Origin of the sequence: Amycolatopsis bullii (assembly GCF_014654205.1) — a bacterium.
GTDB classification, from domain to species: domain Bacteria; phylum Actinomycetota; class Actinomycetes; order Mycobacteriales; family Pseudonocardiaceae; genus Amycolatopsis; species Amycolatopsis plumensis.
Genome location: NZ_BNAW01000003.1, coordinates 360,814 through 383,931 on the forward strand (window position 1 = coordinate 360,814; position 23,118 = coordinate 383,931).

Genomic DNA, 23,118 nt, shown 5'->3' on the forward strand with positions numbered 1-23,118 from the left:
GATCGGGAAGTTGTCGGGGGTGGCACGTAGGCTGGGACCGTGACCGACGCTCCACTGTCCGGACTCCTCACCGCCATCCTTCCCGACCCGGCCCTGCGCGGCGTGGTCGAGCGCGCCGGCGCGCCGCTGCTCGAGCTCCAGGGCCCGATCGCCGCCCGGCAGCTCGTCGCGGCCGCCGTCGCCGCCGATGAAGGCGCGGCCAAGCCCGTCCTCGCCGTCACCGCCACCGGTCGCGAGGCCGACGAGCTGACCGCGTCCCTCGGCGCGCTGCTCGGCCGCGGCAAGGTGGCCGACTTCCCGAGCTGGGAGACCCTCCCGCACGAACGCCTCTCCCCGCGCGCGGACACCGTCGGCCGCCGCCTCGAGGTGCTGCACCGGCTGAAGACCGGCGAAGACGACCTGCGCGTGGTCGTCGCCACCGTCCGCAGCCTGATCCAGCCCATGGCGCCCGGGCTCGGCTCGCTGAAGCCGATCGACCTGGTCGTCGGCGAGGAAACCCCGTTCGAGGAGCTCCTGGAACGGCTGGTCGAGCTGGCGTACACCCGCGTCGACATGGTCGAGAAGCGCGGCGAGTTCGCCGTCCGCGGCGGCATCCTCGACCTGTTCGGGCCCACCGCCCAGCACCCCGTCCGGGTGGAGTTCTGGGGCGACGAGGTCAGCGAGATCCGTGCGTTCGCCGTCTCCGACCAGCGGTCCCTGCCCGGCGAGATCCCGCGGGTCACCGCGCCGCCGTGCCGCGAGCTGCTGCTCACCCAGCCGGTCAAGGAGAAGGCCGCGGAGCTGGCGAAGACGTACGAAGCCGACGCGCACCTGGCCGAAATGCTCGCCAAGCTCGCCGACGGCATCCCGGTCGAGGGCATGGAGGCGCTCATCCCGGTCCTCTGCGAAGGCGAGCTGGAGCTGCTCACCGACGCGATGCCGGCGGGCACCCACGTGCTGCTCACCGATCCGGAGAAGATCCGCGCCCGCGCCGCCGACCTGGTCCGCACCGGCCAGGAGTTCCTCGAAGCGTCCTGGACGACGGCTGCGGCGGGCGGCCAGGCCCCGATCGACCTCGGCGCTTCGGCGTACCGCGGGCTCGACGAGATCGCCTCCCACGCGCAGGACACCAAGCGTGCCTGGTGGACGATCACTCAGCTGACCAGCGAAGACCCGGACGTCTACCGCGTTTCGGTCGAGGCCGCTCCGGCCTACCGCGGCGAGCTCGAGCGAGCGACGGCCGACCTGCGCGCCCACACGGCGTCGGGCGGCACGGCGGTGCTCGTCGTCGCCGGCCAGGGCACCGCGGCGCGCGCGGTCGAGCAGCTCACCAGCGCCGACGTCCCGGCGGTCCAGGCCGGCGACGGCCTGGCCAAGCCGCCGGCCGCGGGCGTGGTCACGGTCACCTGCGGCGGCCTCACCGACGGGTTCATCTCGCCGGAGCGCGCCCTGGTCGTGCTCAGCGAAGCGGACCTCACCGGCCGCGGGGCGGGCGCTGGAACGTCCACAAAGGACCTCAACACGAAGATGCCGTCCCGGCGGCGCAACGCGGTCGACCCGCTGGCCCTCAAGGCCGGCGACTACGTGGTGCACGACCAGCACGGCATCGGCCGGTTCGTCGAGATGGTCCAGCGGACGGTCGCCGGCGCCACCCGCGAGTACCTCCTGCTGGAGTACGCCTCGTCCAAGCGCGGCCACCCGGGCGACAGGCTGTTCGTGCCCACCGACCAGCTCGACGAGGTCTCCCGGTACGTCGGCGGCGAGCTGCCCACGCTCAACAAGCTCGGCGGCTCCGACTGGAAGAACACCAAGGCCAAGGCCAAGAAGGCGGTCAAGGAGATCGCCGCGGAGCTGGTGCAGCTGTACGCGGCGCGCCAGGCCGCGCCCGGGCACGCGTTCGGCCCGGACACGCCGTGGCAGCACGAGCTGGAAGACGCCTTCCCGTTCACGGAGACGAACGACCAGCTGGCCGCGATCGACGAGGTCAAGGCGGACATGGAGCGCGGCGTCCCGATGGACCGCGTCATCTGCGGCGACGTCGGCTACGGCAAGACGGAGATCGCGGTCCGCGCCGCGTTCAAGGCGGTCCAGGACGGCAAGCAGGTCGCGGTGCTGGTGCCGACGACGCTGCTCGCCCAGCAGCACCTGAACACGTTCACCGAGCGCATGCGGTCGTTCCCGGTGACGATCAAGGGCCTGTCCCGCTTCACGAACAAGGCCGAGTCCGACCTGATCCTCGAGCAGCTCGCCGCGGGCGAGGTCGACATCGTCATCGGCACGCACCGGCTCCTGCAGACGGGCATCCGCTACAAGGACCTCGGCCTCGTGATCGTCGACGAGGAGCAGCGCTTCGGCGTCGAGCACAAGGAGCACATCAAGGCGCTGCGCACGCACGTCGACGTGCTGACCATGTCGGCGACACCGATCCCGCGCACCCTGGAGATGTCGCTGGCGGGCATCCGCGAGATGTCGACGATCCTGACCCCGCCGGAAGACCGCCACCCGATCCTCACGTACGTCGGCGCGTACGACGACAAGCAGGTCGGCGCGGCGATCCGGCGTGAGCTGCTGCGCGACGGCCAGGTGTTCTACGTCCACAACCGCGTGTCGTCGATCGAGAAGGCGGCGCGGCGGATCCGCGAGCTGGTGCCGGAGGCTCGGGTCGTCACCGCGCACGGCCAGATGAACGAGGAAAAGCTCGAAAAGATCATCCAGGGCTTCTGGGAGAACGAGTACGACGTGCTCGTCTGCACCACGATCGTCGAAACTGGGCTCGACATCTCGAACGCCAACACGCTGCTGGTCGAGCGCGGCGACCTGCTGGGGCTGGCGCAGCTGCACCAGCTGCGCGGCCGGGTCGGGCGTGGCCGCGAGCGCGGGTACGCGTACTTCCTGTACCCGCCGGAGGTGCCGCTGACGGAGACCGCCCACGACAGGCTGGCCACGATCGCCCAGAACACCGAGCTCGGCGCGGGCATGGCGGTCGCGATGAAGGACCTCGAGATCCGCGGCGCGGGCAACATCCTGGGGGCGGAGCAGTCGGGCCACATCGCGGGCGTCGGCTTCGACCTGTATGTGCGGCTGGTCGGCGAAGCGGTCGACGCGTTCCGGCGGCACGCGGGCGCGGAGACTTCCGAGGAGGAGGAGTTGGCGGAAGTCCGCGTCGACCTCCCGATCGACGCCCACATCCCGCACGACTACGTGCCAGGGGAAAGGTTGCGCCTGGAGGCGTACCGCAAGATCGCGGCAGCGCCGGACACGGAGGGCTTGGACGCGGTCCGCGAGGAGCTCATCGACCGGTATGGCCAGCCGCCGGCGCCGGTCAACCGGTTGCTGGCGGTGGCTCGCTTCCGGCACACCTGCCGTGAGGCGGGCGTGACGGAAGTGGCGGTCCAGGGCAACACGATCCGTTTCGCGCCGCTGCCACTGCTGGACTCGCAGATGGTGCGCTTGAAGCGCCTGTACCCGAAGGCGGTGTACAAGGCGGTGACGAACACGGTCTCGGTCCCGAAGCCGACGGAAGGTCCGGCCGGCGGGCGGATCGGCGCCCCGACATTGCGGGACGAAGAGCTGCTGGACTGGTGCACGAAACTGCTGCTCCAGCTGACGAAGAAGCCGGCGGCCGTGTAAGGCAGGGTGGACACCGGCGCCATTTCGGGGGACTTTCCGTTGTGGCGCCTCGGTTTCCCTTGCCGGCGGCTCTACGTTCGGCCCATGGCGGAATATCGCGAGCCGAACATCCGGGCCCGGCAGCTCGGCGACCGGCTGCTCCAGCGCATGGCGGAGAAGGGCTGGGGCGTCCGGGAAATGTCCCGGCGCCTGGAGATGAGCGCGCAGTGGGTCTCGGCGGTGACCCGCGGCCGAGCCCGCCCGGACCCGGTGAACTTGGCCCGGTTTCTCACGGTGCTGGGGGTCAGAGGTGCGGAATACCACGAGTTGATGGCCCTCGGTGACGAAATGCGCAAGCCGGGCCTGCTCGAAAATCCCGGGAACCTCCGCACCTTGATCGCGCACGAGCAGCAGGCCACCGCCATTTCGTCTTTCCACGGCGTGGTCATCCCGGGTTTGCTCCAGACCGCCGACTACGCCCGGGCCCTCGCGAACGAAATGGGCCATCCGTGCGACCCCGACCAGGTGGATGAGCACGTGTTCACCCGGTTGTCCCGCCAGGCCATCCTCACTCGTCCCCGCGCGCGGTTCAGCTTCTACCTCCACGAATTCGCCCTGCGCCTGCCGGTCGGTCCCACGCCCGCGGTCATGCGCGCCCAGCTCCACAACCTGGCGAAAGTCCGCGACAACGCGGCCATCCGGGTGATTCCCGCAACCGGCGGTCATGCCGGGCTCGCCGGGGACTTCCAGCTGGTGGAGTCGGATTCGTTCCGGCCGGTGATCTACTTGGAGAGCGAAGTTTCCGCCCTCTACTTGGAGGAACCCCGCGAAATTTCGGCCTACCGCCGCATTCTTCGAGCACTCGCGAAGACCGCTCTCGATGAGGCAGAATCACGCATGCTCATCACTCGACTCGCGCGAGAGCTCCCGGGAGTGGACATGCCGGAAAAGTGGCGGAAGAGCACGCACAGCAGTCAAGCCGACTGTGTCGAGGTTGCCCTCGACCGGCCTGTCCTGATCCGGGACACCAAAGACCGTGAAGGCGGCATCCTCACCGCCTCCACCGCAACCTGGCGCGAACTCCTTACCCGACTTCGCTGAACATCGGCGGCAAAGGCTCCGCCAACCCCATCCGCACCGACTCCACCGGCACCGGAACCGCCCCGGCACCCGCCATCGGCAGTGGCCGGGGGTGCCGCGGCATCCGCGACCCCGCACCTCCGCCCCGCCCCGGGTACACCAGCAGCCCGCGCGCCGGGTCCGGGACCGCGTCCAGTGCCGCCGTCACGACCGGCAGCCCCCTGAACGCGTCGCGCCTCTCCTCCGTCGAAAACTCGATCTCCAGCACCACGCCCCAGCGGTGCTCGTGCCAAACCCACTGCTCAGCGCCGTTCGTCAGCGCCGCTTCGGTGAGTGCGTCCCCTCGTTCCAGGCGCCACAGCGAAGCCGATTGCTCCCCGTCGAACACTTCGATGGTCAGCCAATGGTCCATAAGTCGACATTACCGCCGCCGGGACCCCATGGGTGTTGCGTTTCGGGGGCGATGGTGTGAGAGGGTATGGCCTGTGATGCGGATCATGGGGCGCCCTCGCGCGCTGGTCGCGGTCGTTGCCGGTGCTTTTCTCCTCGCCGGGTGCGGCTCGGGCCCCAGCCAGGTCGGTGCCGCCGCCGTCATCGGCGACCACGCCGTCTCCATCGACCAGGTGCAGAACCTGATCGACAAGGCCGTCCGCGAGCAGCCGTACGCGCAGAAGCTCGCCGGTGAGCACAAGCTCGAAGAGGTCGGCCGGGCGGCCGTCACCCAGCTCGTCCTCCACGAGCTGCTCCTCCAGGCCGCCGAAAAGCAGGGCATCAAGCCCAACTACGGGCAAATCGACGCCCAGCTGGCCAAAGACCCGCTCAACGGTCCGGTCCCCGCCGACGCGAGCAACGAGGCCCAGGCCGTCAGCCAGGTCGTCGCCCGCTCGCGTGACCACCGCGAGTCGCTGACCGACACCTACCTCGCCCAGGCGCTGGCGGAGAAGGCGATCCCGAACCTGGCGGTCACCTTCGACTTCACGACCATCGGCACCTTGCCCGACCCGAACACCGGCTCCACGCTCCAGGGACCCGAAGCGAAGAAGGCGGCCCTCGACCTCGCCCGGCAGTTCGCCGCCAACCCCGCGGCCGCGACCCAGCGCATCGGCGCCGACGTCCAGTACGAGGCCCAGGCGCGGCAGCAGGCGAAGGCGGCGGGCAACAACGTCGACAGCATCCCGCCGCTCACCGGCCTCGGCGAAGCGGTGCCCGCCGCGCAGGCCGGTGCCCTCGCCTCCACGCCGATCTTCGGCTCGCCCGCCGGGACCGTCACGGCCGTCCCCGACCCGCGCGAGCAGCTGCAGGGCACCTGGCTCGTCGCGGTGGTCCGGCAGCGCACGGACGACCGGACCGTCGCCACCGAGCAGGTGCCGGAGCTCGACGCCGCGACCAAGACCGCGATCGGCATGCGGCAGCTGCAGCCGCTGTTCGACAAGCTCGGCGTGCGGGTCAACAAGCGGTACGGCGTCTGGGACGTCGTGGGCATGAACGTCGTGCCGAACCAGGATTCCGTCGAGGGCCTCGTGCTGCCCCCGGGTGGGTCCGGCAGCGCCAAGCAGTGAGCACGGGTGTCGTCGTAGTCGTCCGCGGGACGACGCTGCCCGGTGCGGCGCTCAAGATCCTGCGTGAGTCACCCGCCGTCTACGCGGCCACGGACGTCGATCCGGCCGCGTTCGGTGTCCCGGCCATCACCGAGGCGCCTTCGCTGAAGGACGTCGTGCTGCTCGCCGGGTCCCGGGACGAGCCCGCGGCGTCGCTGCTCATCGCGACCGGCGCGGAGGTCATCGAGACGCCGGTGCCGCCGCTGGTCGAGGCCGCCGAGGTGATGGACCGGCTGCGCTCGCCGGGCGGCTGCCCGTGGGACGCGGTGCAGACGCACGATTCGCTGCGGCAGTACCTGGTCGAGGAGACCTACGAGCTGCTCGACGCCATCGAGGAAGGCGACCGCGAGGCGCTGCGCGAAGAGCTCGGCGACGTCCTGCTGCAGGTGCTCTTCCACGCGCGGGTCGCGGCCGAGGACGCGGACGACCCGTTCGGCATCGACGACGTCGCCGCGGCGCTCGTCGCGAAGCTGGTCGGCCGGCACCCGCACGTCTTCACCGACGCCGACGAGGTGCACACCGTCGAGCACCAGAACCTCAAGTGGGAAGAGCTGAAGCAGCAGGAGAAGCAGCGCCGGTCCATTGTGGACGGCGTAGCGCTCGGCCAGCCCGCCGTCGCGCTGGCGGGCAAGCTGGGGCAGCGCTCCGGGCGCGCGGGCATCCCGCTCGACCTGTTCCCCGAGGGGACGGGGGCGGCCGCCCAGCTGTTCCGCATCGCGGCCACCGCGCGCCGGGCGGGCGTCGACGCCGAGGGCGAGCTGAGGGCGTTGGCGAAGCAGTTCGCGAAGGACATCCAGGCCGCCGAGCAGGCCGCCCGTGACGCCGGGCTGGAGCCGACGACCCTGGAAGCCGACGGCTGGCGGAAGTTCTGGCCCCCGCGTCCGATGTGACGTAGCACACATTCGGGTGAGAACCGGTTCGGCTCGCCCGGCGTCTTGCCTGGTGTGAGCGCATGGGAGAACGCCGACGAGGAACACCTCGTCCGGCGCACGGCCCAGGGCGACCGCGCGGCGTTCGAGGAGTTCTACCGCCGCACGGCGCCCTGGCTCGCCGTGCGCCTGCGCCGCCGGTGCGCCGACGAGCAGATCGTCGCCGAGGTCATGCAGGAGACGTTCCTGGCCGTCTGGCGGGCGGCGGCGTCCTTCGCGGGGACCGCGGCCGGTGGCAGCGCGGTCGGCTGGGTGTGGACGATCGCCGCGCGCCGGCTGGTCGACGCGTTCCGGCGCCGCGCGCACCACGCCCAGCTGCCCCCGGAGGTGGCCCTCGACGCCGCCCCGGTGGCCGCGGCCGAAGACGAGCTGCTGGCGGCGACGATCGGCGACGAGGTCGGCACCGCGCTGCGCGACCTCGCGCCGGAGCTGCGTGCGGTGCTGCAGGCGATGGTGCTCGACGGCCTGACCGTCCGGGAGACGGCCGTCTTGCTGGGGTTGCCGGAGGGCACGGTCAAGACCCGCGCGCGCCGGGCGCGGATCGCACTGCGGGAGGCACTGTCATGAACCACGCGCCGGAGCGGCTCATCGCCGCCTATGTGGCGGGCGAAGACCTCCCGGGTGATCAGCTGTGGGGCCTCGAAGCCCATCTCGAGGCGTGCCCGGTGTGCCGGGCGCGGCTCGCCGAGGTGGCGCCGGTGCAGCCGGTGGTGGACATGGTGTGGAACCGGCTTTCGGTCGAGGTCCTGCTGCCGGCGGGCCCGTTCCACGCGCCTGCCACCCCCCGGCGGCGCAGGCGCCGGGCCCGGTGGCTCGACACGTGGGTCACGCCCGCGATGGCGCCGTGGCTGGCGATGATCGTGGCCGTCACCCTGGTCGCCGTCCTCCTCGACGGCGTCTGGCACGCGGTGCTCGACGTGGCGGCCGTTCAGCTCTTCGCTCCGGTGCTGCCGGTGCTCGGGGTCGCCGCGTCGTGGGCGCGGGGGCTCGATCCGGCCTACGAGGTCGTCACCGCGACGCCGCGGGCCGGGCTCTACCTGGTCGTCCGGCGGACGGTGGCGGTGCTCGCCGTCGTCCTGCCGGTGCTGGCGGTCGCCGGGTGGCTGACCGGCACCGCGCCGGCGCTCTGGCTGCTGCCGAGCCTGGCCTTCACCACCGGCACGCTCGCGCTCGGCGGCCTGGTCGGGGTCAGCCGGGCGGCGTACGCGCTGATCGCGGTGTGGGTGGCGGTCGTCGTGTTGCCCACGCTTGTCGAGCGGGGCGAGACGTTTGCGCTCACCACCGGCGCGCTGCCGGTGTGGGCGGGGATCTTCGCGTTGACGACGGTGGTCGTGGTCCTGCACAAGGGCGCGTTCACCCGGCTCGGCGCGCGCAACTAGGGAGGAAGAACATGCGTGCTGTCGGAGCCGCCGAGGTCGCGCCAACGGCCTACGCCTGGGAGATCCGGGCCGAGGGGCTGAAGGTGCGGGTGGGGCGGCGGAAGCTGGCCGTGGACGGACTCGATCTGTCGCTCGGCAAGGGGGTGCACGGCTTGCTCGGGCCCAATGGCGCGGGCAAGACGACGCTGATCCGGGCACTGGCGACGGTGCTCCGGCCGGCGGAGGGCAGGTTGTCGTTGCTCGGTGCGCCGGTCGGGGGGCACACCGGGCAGCGCGGCCTGCGCCGGCGGATCGGCTACCTGCCGCAGAACTTCGGGTTCTACAAGCGGTTCACCGTCCGTGAGTTCGTCGAGTACATCGCCTGGCTCAAGGAGATGTCCAAAGAGGACATCCCCGGCGCGGTGCAGCGCGCGGTCGAGCGGGTGGGGCTCGCCGACCGCGCGGACGACCGGATGAAGACCCTGTCGGGCGGCATGGTGCGGCGGGTCGGGATCGCGCAGGCGATCGTCAACGACCCGGACATCCTGCTGCTGGACGAGCCGACCGCCGGGCTCGACCCGGCGCAGCGCGTGCGGTTCCGCGAGCTGGTGCAGGAGGTGGGCCGGGACTCGTGCGTGCTGATCTCGACGCACCTCGTCGAAGACGTGGCGACGGCGTGCTCCGACGTCGTCCTGTTCGCCGAGGGCAAGCTGGTGTTCCAGGGAACGCCGGACGAACTGGCGGCCGCGGGCACCTCGGAGCACACGGGTGACAGCCCGATCGAGCGCGGCTATTCCGCGCTGCTCAACCACGAGCAGGGCAAGGGGGCGTGGTGATGGTCCTGCGCACCGAACTGCGGCGCTCGATCGCGCCCTGGGCCGGGCTGGCGCTGGTCGCGGTCTCGCTCGGCTTCCTGTTCCTGCTGCCCGGGCCGTGGTGGAAGGTGCCGGCGCCGTGGACCGGGCAGACCACGACCACCGCGCTGTGGCTGCGGTTCCTGCTCGTGTTCGGGTGGCCGATCACGACGGGCGCCGGAGCGATCCAGGGCATGCGCGACAGCCGGTCCGGCATGGTCGAGCTGCTGGCCACGACGTCCCGCCCGGCCTGGCACCGGGCCGCGAAACTGGCCGGTGCCGTCGGCGCGTTGAGCGCGCTCGGGTACCTGGTGGTGTTCGGCGTCGGCTTCGTCGAGGTGCTCGGCCACGGCGGGTTCGTCTCCGCGGCCTTCGTGCCGGTGGTGCTCGTCGGCCTGCTCGCCGTGGTGGCGGGCACCTGGCTCGGCCTGGGGATCGGGCGGCTGCTGCCGCACCCGCTGACCGCGCCCGCGCTGGCGGTGGTGACACTCGCCGGTTCGATCACGGCCTGGACGTCGCTCGAAGGGGATCTGGGGCCCTACAGCCGGTTCGGGTTGCTGGTACCGGCGTTGGGGGAGCCACGGGGTGCGCTGGTGACGACGGCCGCTTCGGTGGACGTCGGGCAGGTGGTGTGGTTCGCGGGCCTCGCCGCCACCGGATTCCTGTTGCTGGCGGCGAAGTCCGCGCGGGCGCGGCTCCTCGGTCTGCTCCCGGTGGTGGCCGGGGCCGCGATCGCCGTGCCGGTCTTCCCGGCGTCCGCCGACGGGCTCCTGGTCCCCGACAGCGTCGCCGCCCGGAAGATCTGCGACGGGCCGATCTGCGTCAGCCGGGCACACGAGGACAGGCTGGCCGCACTGGCCGGGCCGGCCCGCGAAGCGCTGGCCATGCTGGCGAAGGTGCCCGGCGCCCCGACCCGGGTCGAGGAGCAGATCGCGCCGAACTCGTTCACCGCGCCCGTTCCCCGCGATCCCGGTGTCGTCTACCTGGACTTCCAGCGCAACGACGTCCTGCTCAGGGCGGGTGCCGACGACCTGAAGCTCGCGGTGCTGTCCGGCGCCGGGCTGCCCTCGTGCGACCGCCCGACCGGCGGCAGCCTGACCGACTGGGGCGCCCGGATGATCGGCGCGGCGTACTTCACCGGTGAGCTGAAGCCGTTGCCCGAGTTCGGTGCGCGGTGGGTCGTCGTCCAGGACGGCCCGGTCGAGCAGGCGTGGGCGAAGTTCCGCGCCTTGCCGCCGGAGGTCCAGCTCGCCCGGATCGTCGAGCTGCGCCGGGTGCTTTCGACCTGCCGGAGCGACCCGATGGAGGCGCTGGTCCCGGGAGCCATGCGATGAGGTGGGCGGCCCTCTACGCGCGGTCGCGCCAGGTCCCGGCGGCGTTCACGGCCCTGCTCGTGGCGACGGCCGGCCTGTGGTTCCTGGCGCGCGACTCGTGGTCGACGCTGCCACTCACGCTGACGCTGACCGCGGGCGTCGCGGTGGCGGCGATCGGGCTCAGCGGCCAGGACCCCGACCTCGACCGGGCGGCGGCGCTGCCCTGGCCGATCCGCCGGTTCGCCCACCTGGCGCTGATCGGCCTCGCGGCCGGCGGAGCGGTGCTGGCGGTCCAGCAGCTGGGTACGTCAACGGTGACGTGGTCGATCATCGCCCGCGACGCGGCGGGCCTCCTGGGCTTGGCGGGCCTCGCGGCCACGATCGGCGGCGGCCAGTTCGGCTGGACGCTCCCGCTGCTCTGGTGCGCGATCAGCCCGTTCGTCCCGCACGAAGACACCACGGCGAACCGAATCGTGGCATGGCTCCTGCAACCCCCGGAGACCCCCGCGGCCACCTGGACGGCCGTGGTCCTGGCCGTGGCCGGAGCGGCGGCCTACACCTTCCGCGGCGGCCGCCGCTAGGGCGTGTCTGACAATGCCTTGGTCCAGGTGAACACCGCGTGCAGGGCGACCGCTGATCGGGAGACGATGGCGAGCTTGTCGTAGCGAGTTGCCAGGCCATGCCACTGTTTGAGCAGGTTGAACTGTCGTTCGACGACGTTGCGGCCGCGGTAATCGACCGCATCGAAGGCCGGTGGTCGACCACCGCGGCAACCGCGGCGTTTGCGATGCCCCGCCTGATCGGCCGGCTCCGGAATCACCGCAGTGACGCCGCGGGCGCGCAACTGCCCGCGAATCGCCCGCGAGGAATATGCCTCGTCACCGCGGACCCGGTCAGGCCGGGTACGGGCCCGGCCACGTCCCGCACGGCGGATGCGCAGATGCCGCATGAGATGCGGCAACATCGGTGCGTCCCCGGCCTGCCCGGGACCGACCAGAGCCACCAGCGGCCGGCCGTTGCCGTCGACGAGATGGTGCACCTTGGTGCTCCACCCGCCGCGGGAACGGCCGATCGCGTGGTCAGGCGGCTCGCTCAGCAGATCCGTGTAGTTCCACCCAGCCTCCTGTGGAGCGGGTGATGTTGGTGGCGTGCGGATGCGCCCGCGCGCGCACGTTTATCAGACACGCTCTAGGGCTGTTCCGCGGCCCAGACAGTCGCATGTGGACATACCTGATCGAGTGATGACATGTGTTCGAATCTCGGTAATCTTGAGTTATGTCCGACAAAGCGACTTGCTGTTCCTCCGAGGCGGTGGCTCTTGCCGACCGCATCGGTGAGTTCGTCGCGTGCATGCGGTCGGCTGAAGCGGGGCTTGGGGCGTTGCTGGTGGAGATCGAGCAGCGCGGAGTGATGGAGGTGTTCGGGTATCGCTCTGTTGCCCGGCTGCTGGAACACCTCGCCGATATCCCCAAGGCTGCTGCTGAACGGTTGGTGAAACGCGCCCGTCTGTTGAATCCGGGCTGCAACCTTGATGGCAGCCCGATCCCCGCATTGGCGCCCGCCACCGGTGCTGCTGCTCTCGCTGGGCAGTTGAGCACTCCGATGATCGATGTGATCACGGGTGTGCTCGCCGAGGTTCCTGTGGAGCACCGGGAGAGCGCCGAGACCCACCTTGTTTCTTTCGCTGCCGAGGCCGGGCACAAGCAGGTCGCTGCGCTGGGGGCTCGGATCCTGGCCCACCTGAACCCCGACGGTCAGGAGCCTGTCGACACCGAACCCGTCGCTCCGACGCGGGAGTTGTTCCTGCGCCGCAAGCGATCCGGGTTCTGGGAGCTGAGCGGCCGGTTCGATGACGAGACCGGTACCCGCGCCAGTGCGTTGTTGGATGCTCTGGCCGAGCGCCGGACCGGTGATGAGGGTCCCGACCTGCGAACCCTGCCCCAGCGCTACGGGGATGCCTTCTCCGACGCGGTCGACCTGGCTTTGAACTCTCCGGATTTGCCGATGCGGACCGGGGAACGAGCCCACGTCATGGTCGCGGTCTCCCTCGATGACCTGAAGACCGGCGTCGGCACGGCAACCCTCGGCGACACCGGCACGATCTCGGCTGCCGAGGCGCGGGTGCATGCCTGCGACGCCATGATCATCCCCGCGGTCCTCGGCGCGAAGAGCGAACCCCTCAACCTCGGCCGCCTCCGCCGCCTGATCTCCGCGGGCCTGCGCCGCGCCCTGTTTCTCCGCGACCGAGGTTGCGCGTTCCCGGGCTGCCATCGGCCACCCCGGCACTGCCAGGGGCACCACATCCGCCACTGGGCAGATGGCGGACCGACTGACTTGGGCAATCTGGTGTTGATGTGCGCTCACCACCACCGACTCCTGCACCGATCGGGCTGGGAAGTCCGCATCGCCGCCGACGGCCTACCGGAGTTCCTCCCACCAGAGTTCATCGACCGCCGCCGAAAACCCCGACGCAACAACCTGCACGAACCGCTGCCCTTCGCAGCGTGAACACGGGAAAGGCCCGCAGCCACCCGGCTACGGGTCCACACCCGCGCCTTCAGACGTTGCGGATGTTCGTCTCCAGCTCCAGCGGCTCCCGGTCCCAGTCCTCGACACCGAAGGCCAGGATCCGCTCCGGGTGGATGCGGATCACCGCGTCGTCGAAGTGGTTGTCCGGCAGGTTCACCCCCACCAGGGCCTCGGCCCGGCCCCGGATCTCCAGGCACCGCACGCGCCACGGGTTTGTCGACGGCAGGTCGTCGACGACGAACGCCACGCGGTCGTGCGTCGCGATGTTGCGGAACTTCTTGCTGTTGCGGAGGTTGTGCCCGGTGACGTCAATGGTCTGCTCGTCCGGGTTGTAGCGGAAGCCGACCGGGTTGGCCTGGAGGGTTCCGTCGGGCTGCTGGGTCGCCAGCCGGCCGAGGGGCTGGGCGGCGAGGTAGGCGAGTTCTGCTTCGGTGAACATGCGCCCCAGCGTCCAACTTCAAGCTCCCTTGAAGTCAAGCACCAGCGAGGCGAACCGCGCCCCGATCCGGCGGTGGGCCGCCGGGCTCGGGTGGAGGTCGTCCGGCAGCGGTAACTCCGCGAAGTCCTCCGGGCCGTAGAGCGACCGGCCGTCGAGGTAGCTCAAGTGCGGGTCCGACGCTTGCCGCTGCGCAGTGATCCGGGCCAGCTCGTCGCGGATGATCTCCAGCGTCAGCTTGCCCGGACCCGGCCGGCCGGTCGCGACGAACCGCACTTCGCCGCGGGCCAGCGCCTCGTGGTCGAAGTCGCCCGGCCCCGGTGTCTGCTCGTGGATCGGGCAGTACAGCGGCGAGACGACCACGAGCGGGGTGTCCGGGTGCCCGTCGCGGATCGTGTCGAGGAACCCGTGCACCGCGGGCCCGAACGCGCGCAGGCGCATCAGGTCCGCGTTGACCACGTTGATCCCCAGCTTGACGCTGATCAGGTCGGCGGGCGTGTCCCGCAGCGCCCGCGCGGTGAACGGGTCGAGCAGTGCTTGGCCGCTGAAGCCGAGGTTCACCAGGTCGACGCTGGCCGCAGTGGCGGCGAGCGCGGGCCACGTCGTCGCGGGGCTCGCCGCGTTCGAGCCGTGGCTGATCGAGCTGCCGTGGTGCAGCCACACCCGGCCGGCGGGCACCGCCTCGACCGGCGCGTCGGTGCGCAGGGCGACGAGCTCGGTGAGTTCGTTGTGCGGCAACCAGATCTGGACGTCCTTGGGCTGCCCGCCGAGCCCCGCGAACCGGACGACCCCGGGGGAACCCGCGGTGAGCGACGACGCCCCGGTCACCATGTCGACGTCCAGGGTGTTGCCACCGGACACGCTCGCCTGTGCGGTCAGCGAACCGTCGACGAGCAGGTCGTACACGCCGTCCGGCCGCGGCGGGGCGCCGGCGTACACCTGCTTGGTCCGCAGCGTCTCCAGCTCGACGACGTCGGCCCGGGTCCGGAACCGCAGCCGGACGCCCGCGGGCTGCGCCTCGGCCATGGCGAGCCGCGGGTCGCTGTTCTGCTCCCGGGCGCGAGCCGGGAGCCGGTGGGCCACCAGGCCGCGCTCGGTGCGTTCGAGTTCGAGGGCGCCGCGGACGAGCTCCGCGGTCAGGGGGATGTCGATCACGATCGGGGCCAATCACGCAGAAGGCAATCGAGAGCGGCGAGGATGCGCACCCAGCTCTCGGGCGCGGCGGGCGAGCTGTGGTCGAACCCGCCCTGGTTTTCGAGGCTGACGAACCCGTGGAAGACGCTGCCCAGCAACCGCACGGCGTGGGTCTCGTCCGGCCCGGTCAGGTCGTAGCCGCGCAGGATCGCGCGCATCATCTCGGCGTGCCGGGGACCGGCGCTCGCGGCGGCGGTCTCCGGGTCGAGCCGCAGCTGCGCGGCGGCGTACCGGCCGGGGTGCTCGCGGGCGTAGTCGCGGTAGACGTCGGCGAAGGCGACGAGCGCGTCCCGCCCGGCCCGGCCCGCCAGTGCGGCGGCGGCCCGGTCGGCGAGCTCGTCCAGCGCCAGCAGCGCGACCTTCGTCCGCAGGTCGTGGGCGTTCTTGACGTGCGAATACAGGCTGGCGACCTGGACGCCGAGCCGCCGCGCCAGCTCCGACGGGGTCAGGTGGTCGAAGCCGGCCTCGTCGGCCAGCTCCGCACCGGCCCGCACCACGCGTTCCGTCGTCAATCCCGCCCGAACCATCAGCCTTCTCCAGCTCGCCTAAAGCCAGGCTAGATCAACCTAAAGACTTTAGGCAAGTCAGGAGAACAGCGCGTCCGCCCAGCTGGACTCGCGGGTCACGCCCGGCGGGATCGCGAAGTGCGCGGAACCGGTGTGCTGGACGTACTCCATCATCGCGTCCTTCGACGACAGCGCCTGCTGCATCGGCACGTACTGCTTCCGGGTGTCGCGGTTGAACGCCAGGAAGAACAGCCCCGCCTCCAAGTGCCCGACGCCGTCGGAACCGTCGACGAAGTTGTACCCCCGCCGTAGGATCCGGATGCCGTTCAACGCCTGGTGCGAGGCGAGCCGGACGTGCGCGTCCTCCGGGATCAGCTTCTCGCCGCCCTCGCCGCCGACGTCGAGGTCCAGCTCGTCGAACTCCGCGGTCTGGCCCAGCGGGGCGCCGGTGCCCTTCGTGCGGCCGATGATCTTCTCCTGGCCGTCGAGGGTCTCCCGGTCCCACGTCTCGATGTGCATCCGGATCCGGCGCGCCACCAGGTACGAGCCACCGGCCATCCAGGCCTGCCCGTCGCCCGGCTCGGCCCAGACCTGATCGCGCAGGACGTCGGGTTCCTCGGCCTTGATGTTGTTCGTGCCGTCCTTGAACCCGAACAGGTTCCGCGGCGTTTGCTGCTCCCGCGACGTCGACGAGCTGCGCCCGAAGCCGAGCTGCGACCAGCGGACCTCGGTGACGCCGAAGCCGAGCCGGACCAGGTTGCGGACCGCGTGCACGGCGACCTGCGGGTCGTCCGCGCACGCCTGGATGCACAGGTCGCCGCCGCTGCGGGCCGGGTCGAGCTTGTCCTTCGGGAACAGCGGCAGGTCGATCAGCTGCGGCGGGCGCTTGCCGGCCAGGCCGAACCGGTCGTCGAACAGCGACGGCCCGAACCCGATGGTCAGCGTCAGGTTCGACGGCGGCAGGTCGAGCGCCTCGCCGGTGTCGCCGGGCGGGGCGTACGCGCCGCTGCCCACCGCGCCGTTCGCGACGACCTCCTGGCCCGCCGTCATCCGGCGGGCCGCGTCGGTCCACGTCTTGAGCAGGGCCCGCAGCTTCTCGCGGTCCTTCGTCGTGACGTCGAGGGCCGCGAAGTGCAGGTTGGCCTGCGCGGGGGTGACGATCCCGGCCTGGTGCTCGCCGTGGAAGTCGACGGTGTTCGTCGACGCCTCGGCGTTGCCGCTCGTCGCCTTGTCGATCCCGATGCCGGCGGCGGCCCCGGCCCCGGCGAGCGCGACACCCGCGCCCGCCAGGCCGAAGAGCTTCCGCCGCGAGACGCGCGTGCCCCCGGTGGACGTCACTTCGACACGACCTCCGCAACCTTGCTCAGCGGTTCGCTCAGCGCGTCGACGGCCGAGGCGAACTCCTTGACCTGGTCCTGGGAAAGCTCGGTGTACAGCTTGAAGCCGTCGCCGGCGCGCTGCTTGTCGAGCAGGCCCTGGACGTTCGCGAACTCCTTGTCCAGCGTGGCCACCAGCGCGGGGTCCTTGGCCTGCAGGACCGGCCGCAGCGACGTGATCGCGCCCTTCGAACCGTCCACATTGGCCTGGAAGTCCCAGAGGTCGGTGTGCGAGAAGGCCTCTTCCTCGCCGGTGATCTTGCCGGTCGCGACCTCGTCGAGCAGGCCCTTGGCGCCGTTCGCGAGGTCCAAGGCGGACAGTTCCAGCGTCTTGGTCTTGGCGACCAGGTCCTTGACGTCGGTCACGAGCTTGTCGGCGATCTGGGCGCTGTCGGGCTGCAGGCCGGTCTGGAACAGGTCCTTCTCGAGCCGGTGGAAGCCGGTGAACTGCTGGTTGGGCTCGAGGTCGGCCTCGCGGACGTCGATCGCCGGGTCGAGGTCGCCGAACTTCTCGGCGACCGGCTCGATGCGCTCGTAGTAGACGCGGGTGCGCGCGTACGCGGCCTTCGCCTCGTCGACCTTTCCGGCCTTCACGAGGTCGGCGAACTTCGCCGTCTCGTCCTGCAGCGCGGAAGTGTTGTTGGCGATGTAGTCCGCGTAGCTCTTGGTCGCCTGCGCCTTCTGCGCGTTGGTGTCGTTCTGCTTCGCGACGCCGCCGGTGACGGTGAAGTCGCCGCGGATGCCGTTGCCGGCCATGCCGGGCTTGCACGCGGTCTGGTACTTGCCGGCGTCGGCGACCTCGACGATCAGCCGCCGGTTCAGCCCGGGCGCGATGTTCTCGACCTCGCCCATGATCCGGTCGCCCTCGGCGTAGAGGTAGAACTCGGTGACCTTCGTGCCCTTGTTGGTGATCTCGAAGGTCACGTTGCCCGCGTTGGCCGTGGTCGCGGAGACCTCGCACGCGGTGTCCGACGCCGAGACCTTGATCGGCCCGCCGTCGGCCGCGGCACCCGCGGAGTCGCTCTTGCTGTCGCACGCGGTCAGCGTCACCAGCATGGCGGCACCGGCCAGTACGGCCAGCGAGGGGGTCTTGCGCACGGTCACTCCTTCGAGGCGGCCGCGGCGGCGGGCGCCGGCGCGGTCTTCTTGCTGGGCTTGAGGAAGAGGGGCAGCACGACGGCGACGTAGGCGACCCAGGCGATGGCCTGCAGCACGGTCGTCTGCTGCGAGTAGTTGAAGATGCCCTTCAGCAGCGCGCCGTACCAGGACGTCTCGGGCAGCGTGGCCGAGGCGTCGAAGGCGAGCGTGTCGATGCCGGGGAGGAAGGCGGCTTCCTGCAGGTCGTGGAGGCCGTAGCCGAGCACTCCCGCGGCGACGAAGACCAGCAGGACGCCGGTGATCGTGAAGAACTTCGTCAGGTTGAACCGCACCGCGCCCCGGTAGAGCAGCCAGGCGAGCACGACGGCGGCGGCGATGCCGATGGCGAAGCCGATCAGCGGCTGCACGGTGTTCGACTGCGCGGCCTGGACGGTCGAGTAGAAGAACACCGCGGTCTCGAGCCCTTCGCGCCCGACCGCGAGGAACGACAGCAGCAGCACGGCCGCCGGGCCGACGTTCAGCGCGTCGTCCATCTTCCCGCGCAGTTCGGCCGCGATGCTCTTGGCGGCCTTGCGCATCCAGAAGATCATCGCGGTGACGAACACGACGGCGACGATCGACAGGCTGCCGCCGAGCAGCTCCTGGTGTTCGAAGGACAGCTGGGCGGTCGTGTAGGTGAGGATCGCGCCGACCGCGACCGACAGCAGCACCGCGGCGCCGACGCCCGGCCAGACCCAGCGCAGCGCGTGCCGCCGCTCGGTCTTGACGAGGAAGGCCACCAGGATGCTGACGACCAGCGCGGCTTCCAGGCCTTCGCGCAGCCCGATCAGCGCGCTCGAGAACAACACCGGTCCGCCTCCCTGAGTTCTGCTTCCGTGATGGTTTTAGGTAAGGCTCACCTGTAAGTCCAGCGCACGGCCGCCCGCTCGAAACGATGCAACCGGACAAATGGGACGCAGACTGGAAGTTAGGTTAGGGTAACCGCAGGTCAGGGGCTTGCGCGTCGACTCCATAACGAATTCTGTGATTTCGCAGGCAGTGGGCCCGGCTTTACTGTCCTCTTGCCTGGTCAGTCGTCCGAGGGACCCTCTTGAGTGCGTCCGTAACCTGTTCGAGTGGCCGATACCGCTCAGCCGACCGTCACGCCTCCGTCGCCGCCCCCGGGCGGGCCGCCCAGGCGGTACGTCGGCCGGATCGCCCTCGCGCTGGGGCTCGTGCTCACCGGCGTGATCCTCGTCGTCACCATCGGTGTCGAAAACCCGGACGCGCCGACCGCGTCCCCGCCGGTCCAGCCGGCGCTGGCCATCCCCGAACAGCGCCCGCAGCCCGGCGCCGAAGCGCCGCGGGCCGGGCTCGCCGCGCCGGTCGACCGGCCGCAGGTGTCCGACCAGGCCGAGCTGGACGCGTGGGCGACCCGCGTCGCGGGCAAGACGCACGTCCCGGCGCGCGTGCTGGCGGCGTACGGGCGGGCGGAGATGTGGATGCAGCGCCAGAAACCGACGTGCCACCTCTCGTGGGCGACGCTCGCGGGCATCGGCCGCGTCGAGAACGAGCGCGGCGAGTTCGACCTCGCGGCGATCGGCGCGGACGGCCGGGTGGTGAAGCCGGTGGTCGGCCCGCCGCTGGACGGCTCACCGGGCGTCCCGGCGGTGCACGATTCCGACGGCGGCAAGCTCGACGGCGACAAGTCGTGGGACCACCTGATCGGCCCGCTGCAGTTCCTGCCGTCGACGTGGAAGAAGTACCAGGAGCGCGCGAACGGCGACGGCGGCGCTCCGGACCCGCAGAACATCGACGACGCGGCCTTCACGGCGGCCCGCTTCCTGTGCTCGGGCGGCGACGACCTGGGCACCCCGGCGGGCTGGTGGCGGGCGATCCTGTTCTACAACCAGGCCCTGGCGTACGGCCAGGACGTCTTCAGCGCGGCGGACGCCTACGCGGAAGCGAGCGTCAGCCCTTGAGGGTGAGGACGTCGTAGCGGTCGGGCCCGGCGCCCTCGACGAGTTCGCCAACCCGCCGCACGGTCGCGGCGATCGCCGCGTTTTCCCGCGTGGCCGCGCCAAGCGCCGCTTCACCGGTCCAGCGCATCTGGTTGATCACGCGCGTGCCGTCGTGGCTGTGCAGCAGGTGCATCGAGAGGAGACCGGGCAGGCCGGCCGGATCGCCGGCTCTGCGCGGCCGCACGGGTGCTGGCCGAAGACCCGCGCGCGACGATCCAGCGCATCGCCGACGAAGCCGGTGTCGTCCGGCTGACCGTCTACCGGCGATACCCCGGACGCGACGCGCTGCGCCGGGCGATCTTCGACGTCGCCGCGGTGGAAGCGCGCGAGGCCATCCCGGCGAACCCGGTGGACGATCCGGTCGCCGGCCTGCGCGTGCTGATCGTCGAGATGGCTGCGATCGCGCGGCGGTACCCGCTGCTCGTCGCCGAACACGACGTCCGGCCGCTCGCGTCGCCGGAGGGGCGGGCGCTGCAGCGGACGGTCCTCGGGTTGGTCCGGCGCGGTCAGGACCTCGGTGTCCTGCGGGCGGATCTCCCGGCCCAGCTGCTTCCGCAGGCCATCGTCGGCACGCTGCGCACCCCCGGCCTGGCCGGCGAGCAGGTCGCGGATCTGCTGCTCGACGGGGTCACAGTTCGCGGTCGGCGATCAGCGGCGTGACGGCCATCAGCACGAGCAGCAGCAGCCCGGCGTACGCGCCCAGCGTGGCGAAGATCGACATCGTGGTTCCTCCCGGTTTCGGTCTGGAACCAGCATCGCCGGGCAAGGGGGTGCGGGACATCGGTCGAGGGGCCCCGCTCGGTCGGCCGAACGGCTGAGGTCACCCGGGCCGTTCGGCCCTGGTCCGCTCAGGGCTCGCGCAACGCGATGTGCGCCTTGACCTCGCTGATCGCCTCGAGGTACTCCGGCACCGGGTTCATCGCCGAGGCCATCCGCATCTGCGCCAGCGCTTCGACGAACCGGCCGAGGCGCTGCAGCGTGCGGCCCAGGATGAACCGCGCGTAGTGGTCCGTCGGGTCCAGCTCCAGCACCCGGGTGAACGCCTCTTCGGCGCGCCGCAACTGGGCGGAGTGGAAGTACGCGCGCCCGGCCAGCAGGTGCACCGACGGTTTGTCCGTTTCGGATTCGAGCAGGGGCTGCAGCGCCTTCAGCGCGTCGAGCGGACGACGGCGGCCGACCAGGTCTTCGGCCTGGCGGAAGGCATGGAACCGCGACTCCTCGGGAGGCTGCGAAGCAGCTGCGGCGTCCGTCATGGTCGCTCCCACGTTACCCGTGGAGAGGGGGATGCACACGCCTCCGAACGGGACGTGATGGACTGTGCCGCCATGAGCAGCGGGTACCGGGGCCTGGCGCCCTACCTCTACTACTCCGACGCCACGGCGGCGCTCGCCTGGCTGACCAGGGTCTTCGGCTTCACCGAGGAGGTCCGGTTCTGCGACGGCGCCGGCGAGGTGTTCCAGGCGACGCTGCGCGCGGGCGAGGCGCGGATCCAGCTCGCGGGCGTCGGCCCGGACTACTGGCAGGCCAAGGGCGTCGACGGGCCGGTCGGCCAGCTCAACATCGTCTACGTCGACGACGTGGACGAAACGTACGCGCGAGTCGAGGCCGCCCTGGGTGACGAGTGCGAGCTGGAGCCGCCGCAGGACCAGCCCTACGGTGCCCGAGTGTTCACCGTCGCCGATCTCGGCGGCAACAGCTGGACGTTCTGGCAGCAGACGTCGGAGGTCGTCGAGCTGCCGCCGGGCTGGCAGGAGGTCCGCGCGGGCGGTGAGTCCTCCAACGGGTGAACTCCCGAGACGGCTAGGCTGGGCACGAAACCGCAGGCAGGCACGATTCACCGAGGAGCATGGCGTGGCTCTCATCGAGCAGGTAGGCGCGCGCGAGATTCTGGACTCGCGCGGCAACCCGACCGTCGAGGTGGAGGTGGCTCTCGACGACGGCACCCTGGCGCGGGCCGCGGTCCCGTCGGGGGCGTCGACCGGTGAGCACGAAGCGGTCGAGCTGCGTGACGGCGACACCGGCCGCTACAACGGCAAGGGCGTCGAGCGCGCGGTCGCCGCGGTGCTCGACGAGATCGGGCCGGAGATGGTCGGCATCGAGGCCGTCGACCAGCGGATCGTCGACCAGAAGCTGGTCGACCTCGACGGCACGCCGGCGAAGTCCCGCCTCGGCGCGAACGCCATCCTCGGCGTCTCGCTGGCCGTCGCGAAGGCCGCCGCCGAGTCGGCCGAGCTGGAGCTGTTCCGCTACCTGGGCGGGCCGAACGCGCACGTGCTGCCGGTGCCGATGCTGAACATCCTCAACGGCGGTTCGCACGCGGACAGCAACGTCGACGTGCAGGAGTTCATGATCGCGCCGATCGGCGCGGAGACCTTCCGCGAGGCCCTGCGCTGGGGCACCGAGGTCTACCACTCGCTGAAGTCGGTGCTGAAGGGCCGCGGCCTGGCCACCGGCCTCGGCGACGAGGGCGGCTTCGCGCCGAACCTCGGCAACAACCGCGAGGCGCTCGACCTGATCGTCCAGGCCATCGAGAAGGCCGGGTACACCCCGGGCCGCGACGTCGCGCTGGCGCTCGACGTCGCCGCGACGGAGTTCTTCGCCGACGGCGCGTACACCTTCGAAGGCGCGAAGAAGAGCGCCGAGCAGATGTCGGCCTACTACGCCGAGCTGCTGGCGAACTACCCGCTGGTGTCGATCGAGGACCCGCTGAGCGAGGACGACTGGGACGGCTGGGTCACCCTGACCGCCGACGTCGGCGACAAGGTCCAGATCGTCGGCGACGACCTGTTCGTCACCAACCCGGACCGCCTGGAGGAGGGCATCACCCGCCGCGCCGCCAACGCGCTGCTGGTGAAGGTCAACCAGATCGGCACCCTGTCCGAGACGCTCGACGCGATCTCGCTGGCCACGTCGTTCGGCTACAAGTCGATGATGAGCCACCGCTCGGGCGAGACCGAGGACACGTTCATCGCGGACCTGGCGGTCGCCACCGGCGTCGGCCAGATCAAGACCGGTGCCCCGGCCCGCGGCGAGCGGATCGCCAAGTACAACCAGCTGCTGCGCATCGAGGAGACCCTCGGTGACGCCGCCCGGTACGCCGGCGAGCTGGCCTTCCCGCGGTTCACCGCCGAGGCCTGACGCCGATGGCGGACCGGGGGAGGACACGCGGCCGCCGCGGCGGTGGCGGCGGTTCGGCGCGGGTCGGTGGCCCCGCGCGGACCCGCCGCCCCGACGCGGGCCGCGCGGGGAGCCCGGGATC

General features: G+C 71.2%; 24 protein-coding genes. 14 read left to right on the top strand and 10 right to left on the bottom strand.

All coding sequences use genetic code 11. The features are described from left to right. Positions 1-54 precede the first annotated feature (54 nt). A complete protein-coding gene (gene mfd, locus IE317_RS06560) occupies positions 55-3,609 on the top strand; it encodes a transcription-repair coupling factor (protein WP_191307335.1) in 3,555 nt (1,184 codons plus the stop codon). A gap of 84 nt (positions 3,610-3,693) precedes the next feature. After that, positions 3,694-4,689, top strand: coding sequence for a Scr1 family TA system antitoxin-like transcriptional regulator (locus IE317_RS06565; RefSeq protein ID WP_191307228.1), 996 nt, complete (start codon positions 3,694-3,696; stop codon positions 4,687-4,689). Here IE317_RS06565 and IE317_RS06570 read toward each other — a convergent pair. Next, entirely contained in the window at positions 4,673-5,080 is a 408-nt protein-coding gene (locus tag IE317_RS06570) for a hypothetical protein (protein WP_191307230.1), read from the bottom strand. The two genes, IE317_RS06565 and IE317_RS06570, sit on opposite strands and share 17 nt — an antisense overlap. Positions 5,081-5,165: 85 nt before the next feature. Here IE317_RS06570 and IE317_RS06575 point away from each other — a divergent pair, with 85 nt between their 5' ends. The 7 genes from IE317_RS06575 to IE317_RS06605 are packed head-to-tail and all read left to right on the top strand — an operon-like array spanning position 5,166 to position 11,301. After that, complete coding sequence (locus IE317_RS06575; protein ID WP_229902509.1) at positions 5,166-6,227, top strand: SurA N-terminal domain-containing protein; 1,062 nt, start codon at positions 5,166-5,168, stop codon at positions 6,225-6,227. Continuing rightward, positions 6,224-7,156: a MazG family protein gene (locus IE317_RS06580; protein ID WP_191307234.1), complete on the top strand. Its 933-nt coding sequence runs from the start codon at positions 6,224-6,226 to the stop codon at positions 7,154-7,156. Before IE317_RS06575 ends, IE317_RS06580 begins: the two co-directional genes overlap by 4 nt. Positions 7,157-7,210: 54 nt before the next feature. Then, a complete protein-coding gene (locus IE317_RS06585) occupies positions 7,211-7,762 on the top strand; it encodes an RNA polymerase sigma factor (RefSeq protein ID WP_191307236.1) in 552 nt (183 codons plus the stop codon). Further along, positions 7,759-8,574 carry a zf-HC2 domain-containing protein gene (locus IE317_RS06590; protein ID WP_191307238.1) on the top strand — a complete coding sequence of 272 codons (816 nt, stop codon included), beginning with the start codon at positions 7,759-7,761 and terminating at the stop codon, positions 8,572-8,574. The genes IE317_RS06585 and IE317_RS06590 overlap by 4 nt, the downstream gene beginning before the upstream one ends. A gap of 11 nt (positions 8,575-8,585) precedes the next feature. After that, complete coding sequence (locus IE317_RS06595) at positions 8,586-9,389, top strand: ABC transporter ATP-binding protein (RefSeq protein WP_191307240.1); 804 nt, start codon at positions 8,586-8,588, stop codon at positions 9,387-9,389. Continuing rightward, positions 9,389-10,741, top strand: coding sequence for a hypothetical protein (locus tag IE317_RS06600; RefSeq protein WP_229902510.1), 1,353 nt, complete (start codon positions 9,389-9,391; stop codon positions 10,739-10,741). The genes IE317_RS06595 and IE317_RS06600 overlap by 1 nt, the downstream gene beginning before the upstream one ends. Then, a complete protein-coding gene (locus tag IE317_RS06605; RefSeq protein ID WP_191307244.1) occupies positions 10,738-11,301 on the top strand; it encodes a hypothetical protein in 564 nt (187 codons plus the stop codon). Before IE317_RS06600 ends, IE317_RS06605 begins: the two co-directional genes overlap by 4 nt. Here the strand turns inward: IE317_RS06605 and IE317_RS06610 are convergent. Continuing rightward, positions 11,298-11,876 (bottom strand): IS5 family transposase, encoded by a 579-nt coding sequence (locus IE317_RS06610; RefSeq protein ID WP_191307337.1) that lies wholly within the window; start codon positions 11,874-11,876, stop codon positions 11,298-11,300. The two genes, IE317_RS06605 and IE317_RS06610, sit on opposite strands and share 4 nt — an antisense overlap. Positions 11,877-11,995: 119 nt before the next feature. Between IE317_RS06610 and IE317_RS06615 the strand changes: the two genes are divergently transcribed. Then, positions 11,996-13,228: an HNH endonuclease signature motif containing protein gene (locus tag IE317_RS06615; protein ID WP_191307246.1), complete on the top strand. Its 1,233-nt coding sequence runs from the start codon at positions 11,996-11,998 to the stop codon at positions 13,226-13,228. Between the two features lie 49 nt (positions 13,229-13,277). Here IE317_RS06615 and IE317_RS06620 read toward each other — a convergent pair whose 3' ends face one another. The 6 genes from IE317_RS06620 to efeU are packed head-to-tail and all read right to left on the bottom strand — an operon-like array spanning position 13,278 to position 18,707. Next, the gene (locus IE317_RS06620) at positions 13,278-13,688 is read right to left on the bottom strand and encodes a PPOX class F420-dependent oxidoreductase (RefSeq protein ID WP_191307248.1); all 411 of its coding nucleotides are present in this window, start codon (positions 13,686-13,688) and stop codon (positions 13,278-13,280) included. An 18-nt stretch (positions 13,689-13,706) separates the two neighbouring features. Then, positions 13,707-14,840, bottom strand: a complete 1,134-nt coding sequence (locus IE317_RS06625; RefSeq protein WP_191307250.1) for a GDSL-type esterase/lipase family protein — start codon at positions 14,838-14,840, stop codon at positions 13,707-13,709. Beyond that, a complete protein-coding gene (locus IE317_RS06630) occupies positions 14,837-15,406 on the bottom strand; it encodes a TetR/AcrR family transcriptional regulator (RefSeq protein WP_191307252.1) in 570 nt (189 codons plus the stop codon). The genes IE317_RS06625 and IE317_RS06630 overlap by 4 nt, the downstream gene beginning before the upstream one ends. Positions 15,407-15,463: 57 nt before the next feature. Beyond that, the gene (gene efeB, locus IE317_RS06635; RefSeq protein WP_191307254.1) at positions 15,464-16,723 is read right to left on the bottom strand and encodes an iron uptake transporter deferrochelatase/peroxidase subunit; all 1,260 of its coding nucleotides are present in this window, start codon (positions 16,721-16,723) and stop codon (positions 15,464-15,466) included. Next, on the bottom strand, positions 16,720-17,865 hold the full coding sequence (gene efeO / locus IE317_RS06640) for an iron uptake system protein EfeO (RefSeq protein WP_191307256.1): 1,146 nt from the start codon (positions 17,863-17,865) through the stop codon (positions 16,720-16,722). Before efeO ends, efeB begins: the two co-directional genes overlap by 4 nt. After that, positions 17,862-18,707 carry an iron uptake transporter permease EfeU gene (efeU, locus tag IE317_RS06645; protein WP_191307258.1) on the bottom strand — a complete coding sequence of 282 codons (846 nt, stop codon included), beginning with the start codon at positions 18,705-18,707 and terminating at the stop codon, positions 17,862-17,864. Before efeU ends, efeO begins: the two co-directional genes overlap by 4 nt. Before the next feature lie 366 nt (positions 18,708-19,073). Here efeU and IE317_RS06650 point away from each other — a divergent pair, with 366 nt between their 5' ends. After that, positions 19,074-19,820, top strand: coding sequence for a murein transglycosylase (locus IE317_RS06650; RefSeq protein WP_191307339.1), 747 nt, complete (start codon positions 19,074-19,076; stop codon positions 19,818-19,820). Here the strand turns inward: IE317_RS06650 and IE317_RS06655 are convergent. Then, positions 19,810-20,043, bottom strand: coding sequence for a hypothetical protein (locus IE317_RS06655; protein WP_191307260.1), 234 nt, complete (start codon positions 20,041-20,043; stop codon positions 19,810-19,812). The genes IE317_RS06650 and IE317_RS06655 overlap by 11 nt on opposite strands. A gap of 2 nt (positions 20,044-20,045) precedes the next feature. Here IE317_RS06655 and IE317_RS06660 point away from each other — a divergent pair, with 2 nt between their 5' ends. Beyond that, a complete protein-coding gene (locus tag IE317_RS06660) occupies positions 20,046-20,519 on the top strand; it encodes a TetR/AcrR family transcriptional regulator (RefSeq protein ID WP_191307262.1) in 474 nt (157 codons plus the stop codon). 188 nt (positions 20,520-20,707) lie between these two features. Here IE317_RS06660 and IE317_RS06665 read toward each other — a convergent pair whose 3' ends face one another. Then, entirely contained in the window at positions 20,708-21,112 is a 405-nt protein-coding gene (locus IE317_RS06665) for a tetratricopeptide repeat protein (protein WP_091318052.1), read from the bottom strand. 72 nt (positions 21,113-21,184) lie between these two features. Between IE317_RS06665 and IE317_RS06670 the strand changes: the two genes are divergently transcribed. Continuing rightward, the gene (locus IE317_RS06670) at positions 21,185-21,646 is read left to right on the top strand and encodes a VOC family protein (protein ID WP_191307265.1); all 462 of its coding nucleotides are present in this window, start codon (positions 21,185-21,187) and stop codon (positions 21,644-21,646) included. A 64-nt stretch (positions 21,647-21,710) separates the two neighbouring features. Continuing rightward, complete coding sequence (gene eno / locus IE317_RS06675) at positions 21,711-22,997, top strand: phosphopyruvate hydratase (protein ID WP_191307267.1); 1,287 nt, start codon at positions 21,711-21,713, stop codon at positions 22,995-22,997. Positions 22,998-23,118 lie beyond the last annotated feature (121 nt).

Excerpts from the sequence above, each read along its gene's own strand:
- IE317_RS06565 (WP_191307228.1), top strand. The coding sequence starts at position 3,694 with ATGGCGGAATATCGCGAGCCGAACATCCGGGCCCGGCAGCTCGGCGAC.
- IE317_RS06570 (WP_191307230.1), bottom strand. The coding sequence starts at position 5,080 with ATGGACCATTGGCTGACCATCGAAGTGTTCGACGGGGAGCAATCGGCT.
- IE317_RS06575 (WP_229902509.1), top strand. The coding sequence starts at position 5,166 with ATGGGGCGCCCTCGCGCGCTGGTCGCGGTCGTTGCCGGTGCTTTTCTC.
- IE317_RS06590 (WP_191307238.1), top strand. The coding sequence starts at position 7,759 with ATGAACCACGCGCCGGAGCGGCTCATCGCCGCCTATGTGGCGGGCGAA.
- IE317_RS06595 (WP_191307240.1), top strand. The coding sequence starts at position 8,586 with ATGCGTGCTGTCGGAGCCGCCGAGGTCGCGCCAACGGCCTACGCCTGG.
- IE317_RS06600 (WP_229902510.1), top strand. The coding sequence starts at position 9,389 with ATGGTCCTGCGCACCGAACTGCGGCGCTCGATCGCGCCCTGGGCCGGG.
- IE317_RS06605 (WP_191307244.1), top strand. The coding sequence starts at position 10,738 with ATGAGGTGGGCGGCCCTCTACGCGCGGTCGCGCCAGGTCCCGGCGGCG.
- IE317_RS06615 (WP_191307246.1), top strand. The coding sequence starts at position 11,996 with ATGTCCGACAAAGCGACTTGCTGTTCCTCCGAGGCGGTGGCTCTTGCC.
- IE317_RS06620 (WP_191307248.1), bottom strand. The coding sequence starts at position 13,688 with ATGTTCACCGAAGCAGAACTCGCCTACCTCGCCGCCCAGCCCCTCGGC.
- IE317_RS06630 (WP_191307252.1), bottom strand. The coding sequence starts at position 15,406 with ATGGTTCGGGCGGGATTGACGACGGAACGCGTGGTGCGGGCCGGTGCG.
- IE317_RS06665 (WP_091318052.1), bottom strand. The coding sequence starts at position 21,112 with ATGACGGACGCCGCAGCTGCTTCGCAGCCTCCCGAGGAGTCGCGGTTC.
- IE317_RS06670 (WP_191307265.1), top strand. The coding sequence starts at position 21,185 with ATGAGCAGCGGGTACCGGGGCCTGGCGCCCTACCTCTACTACTCCGAC.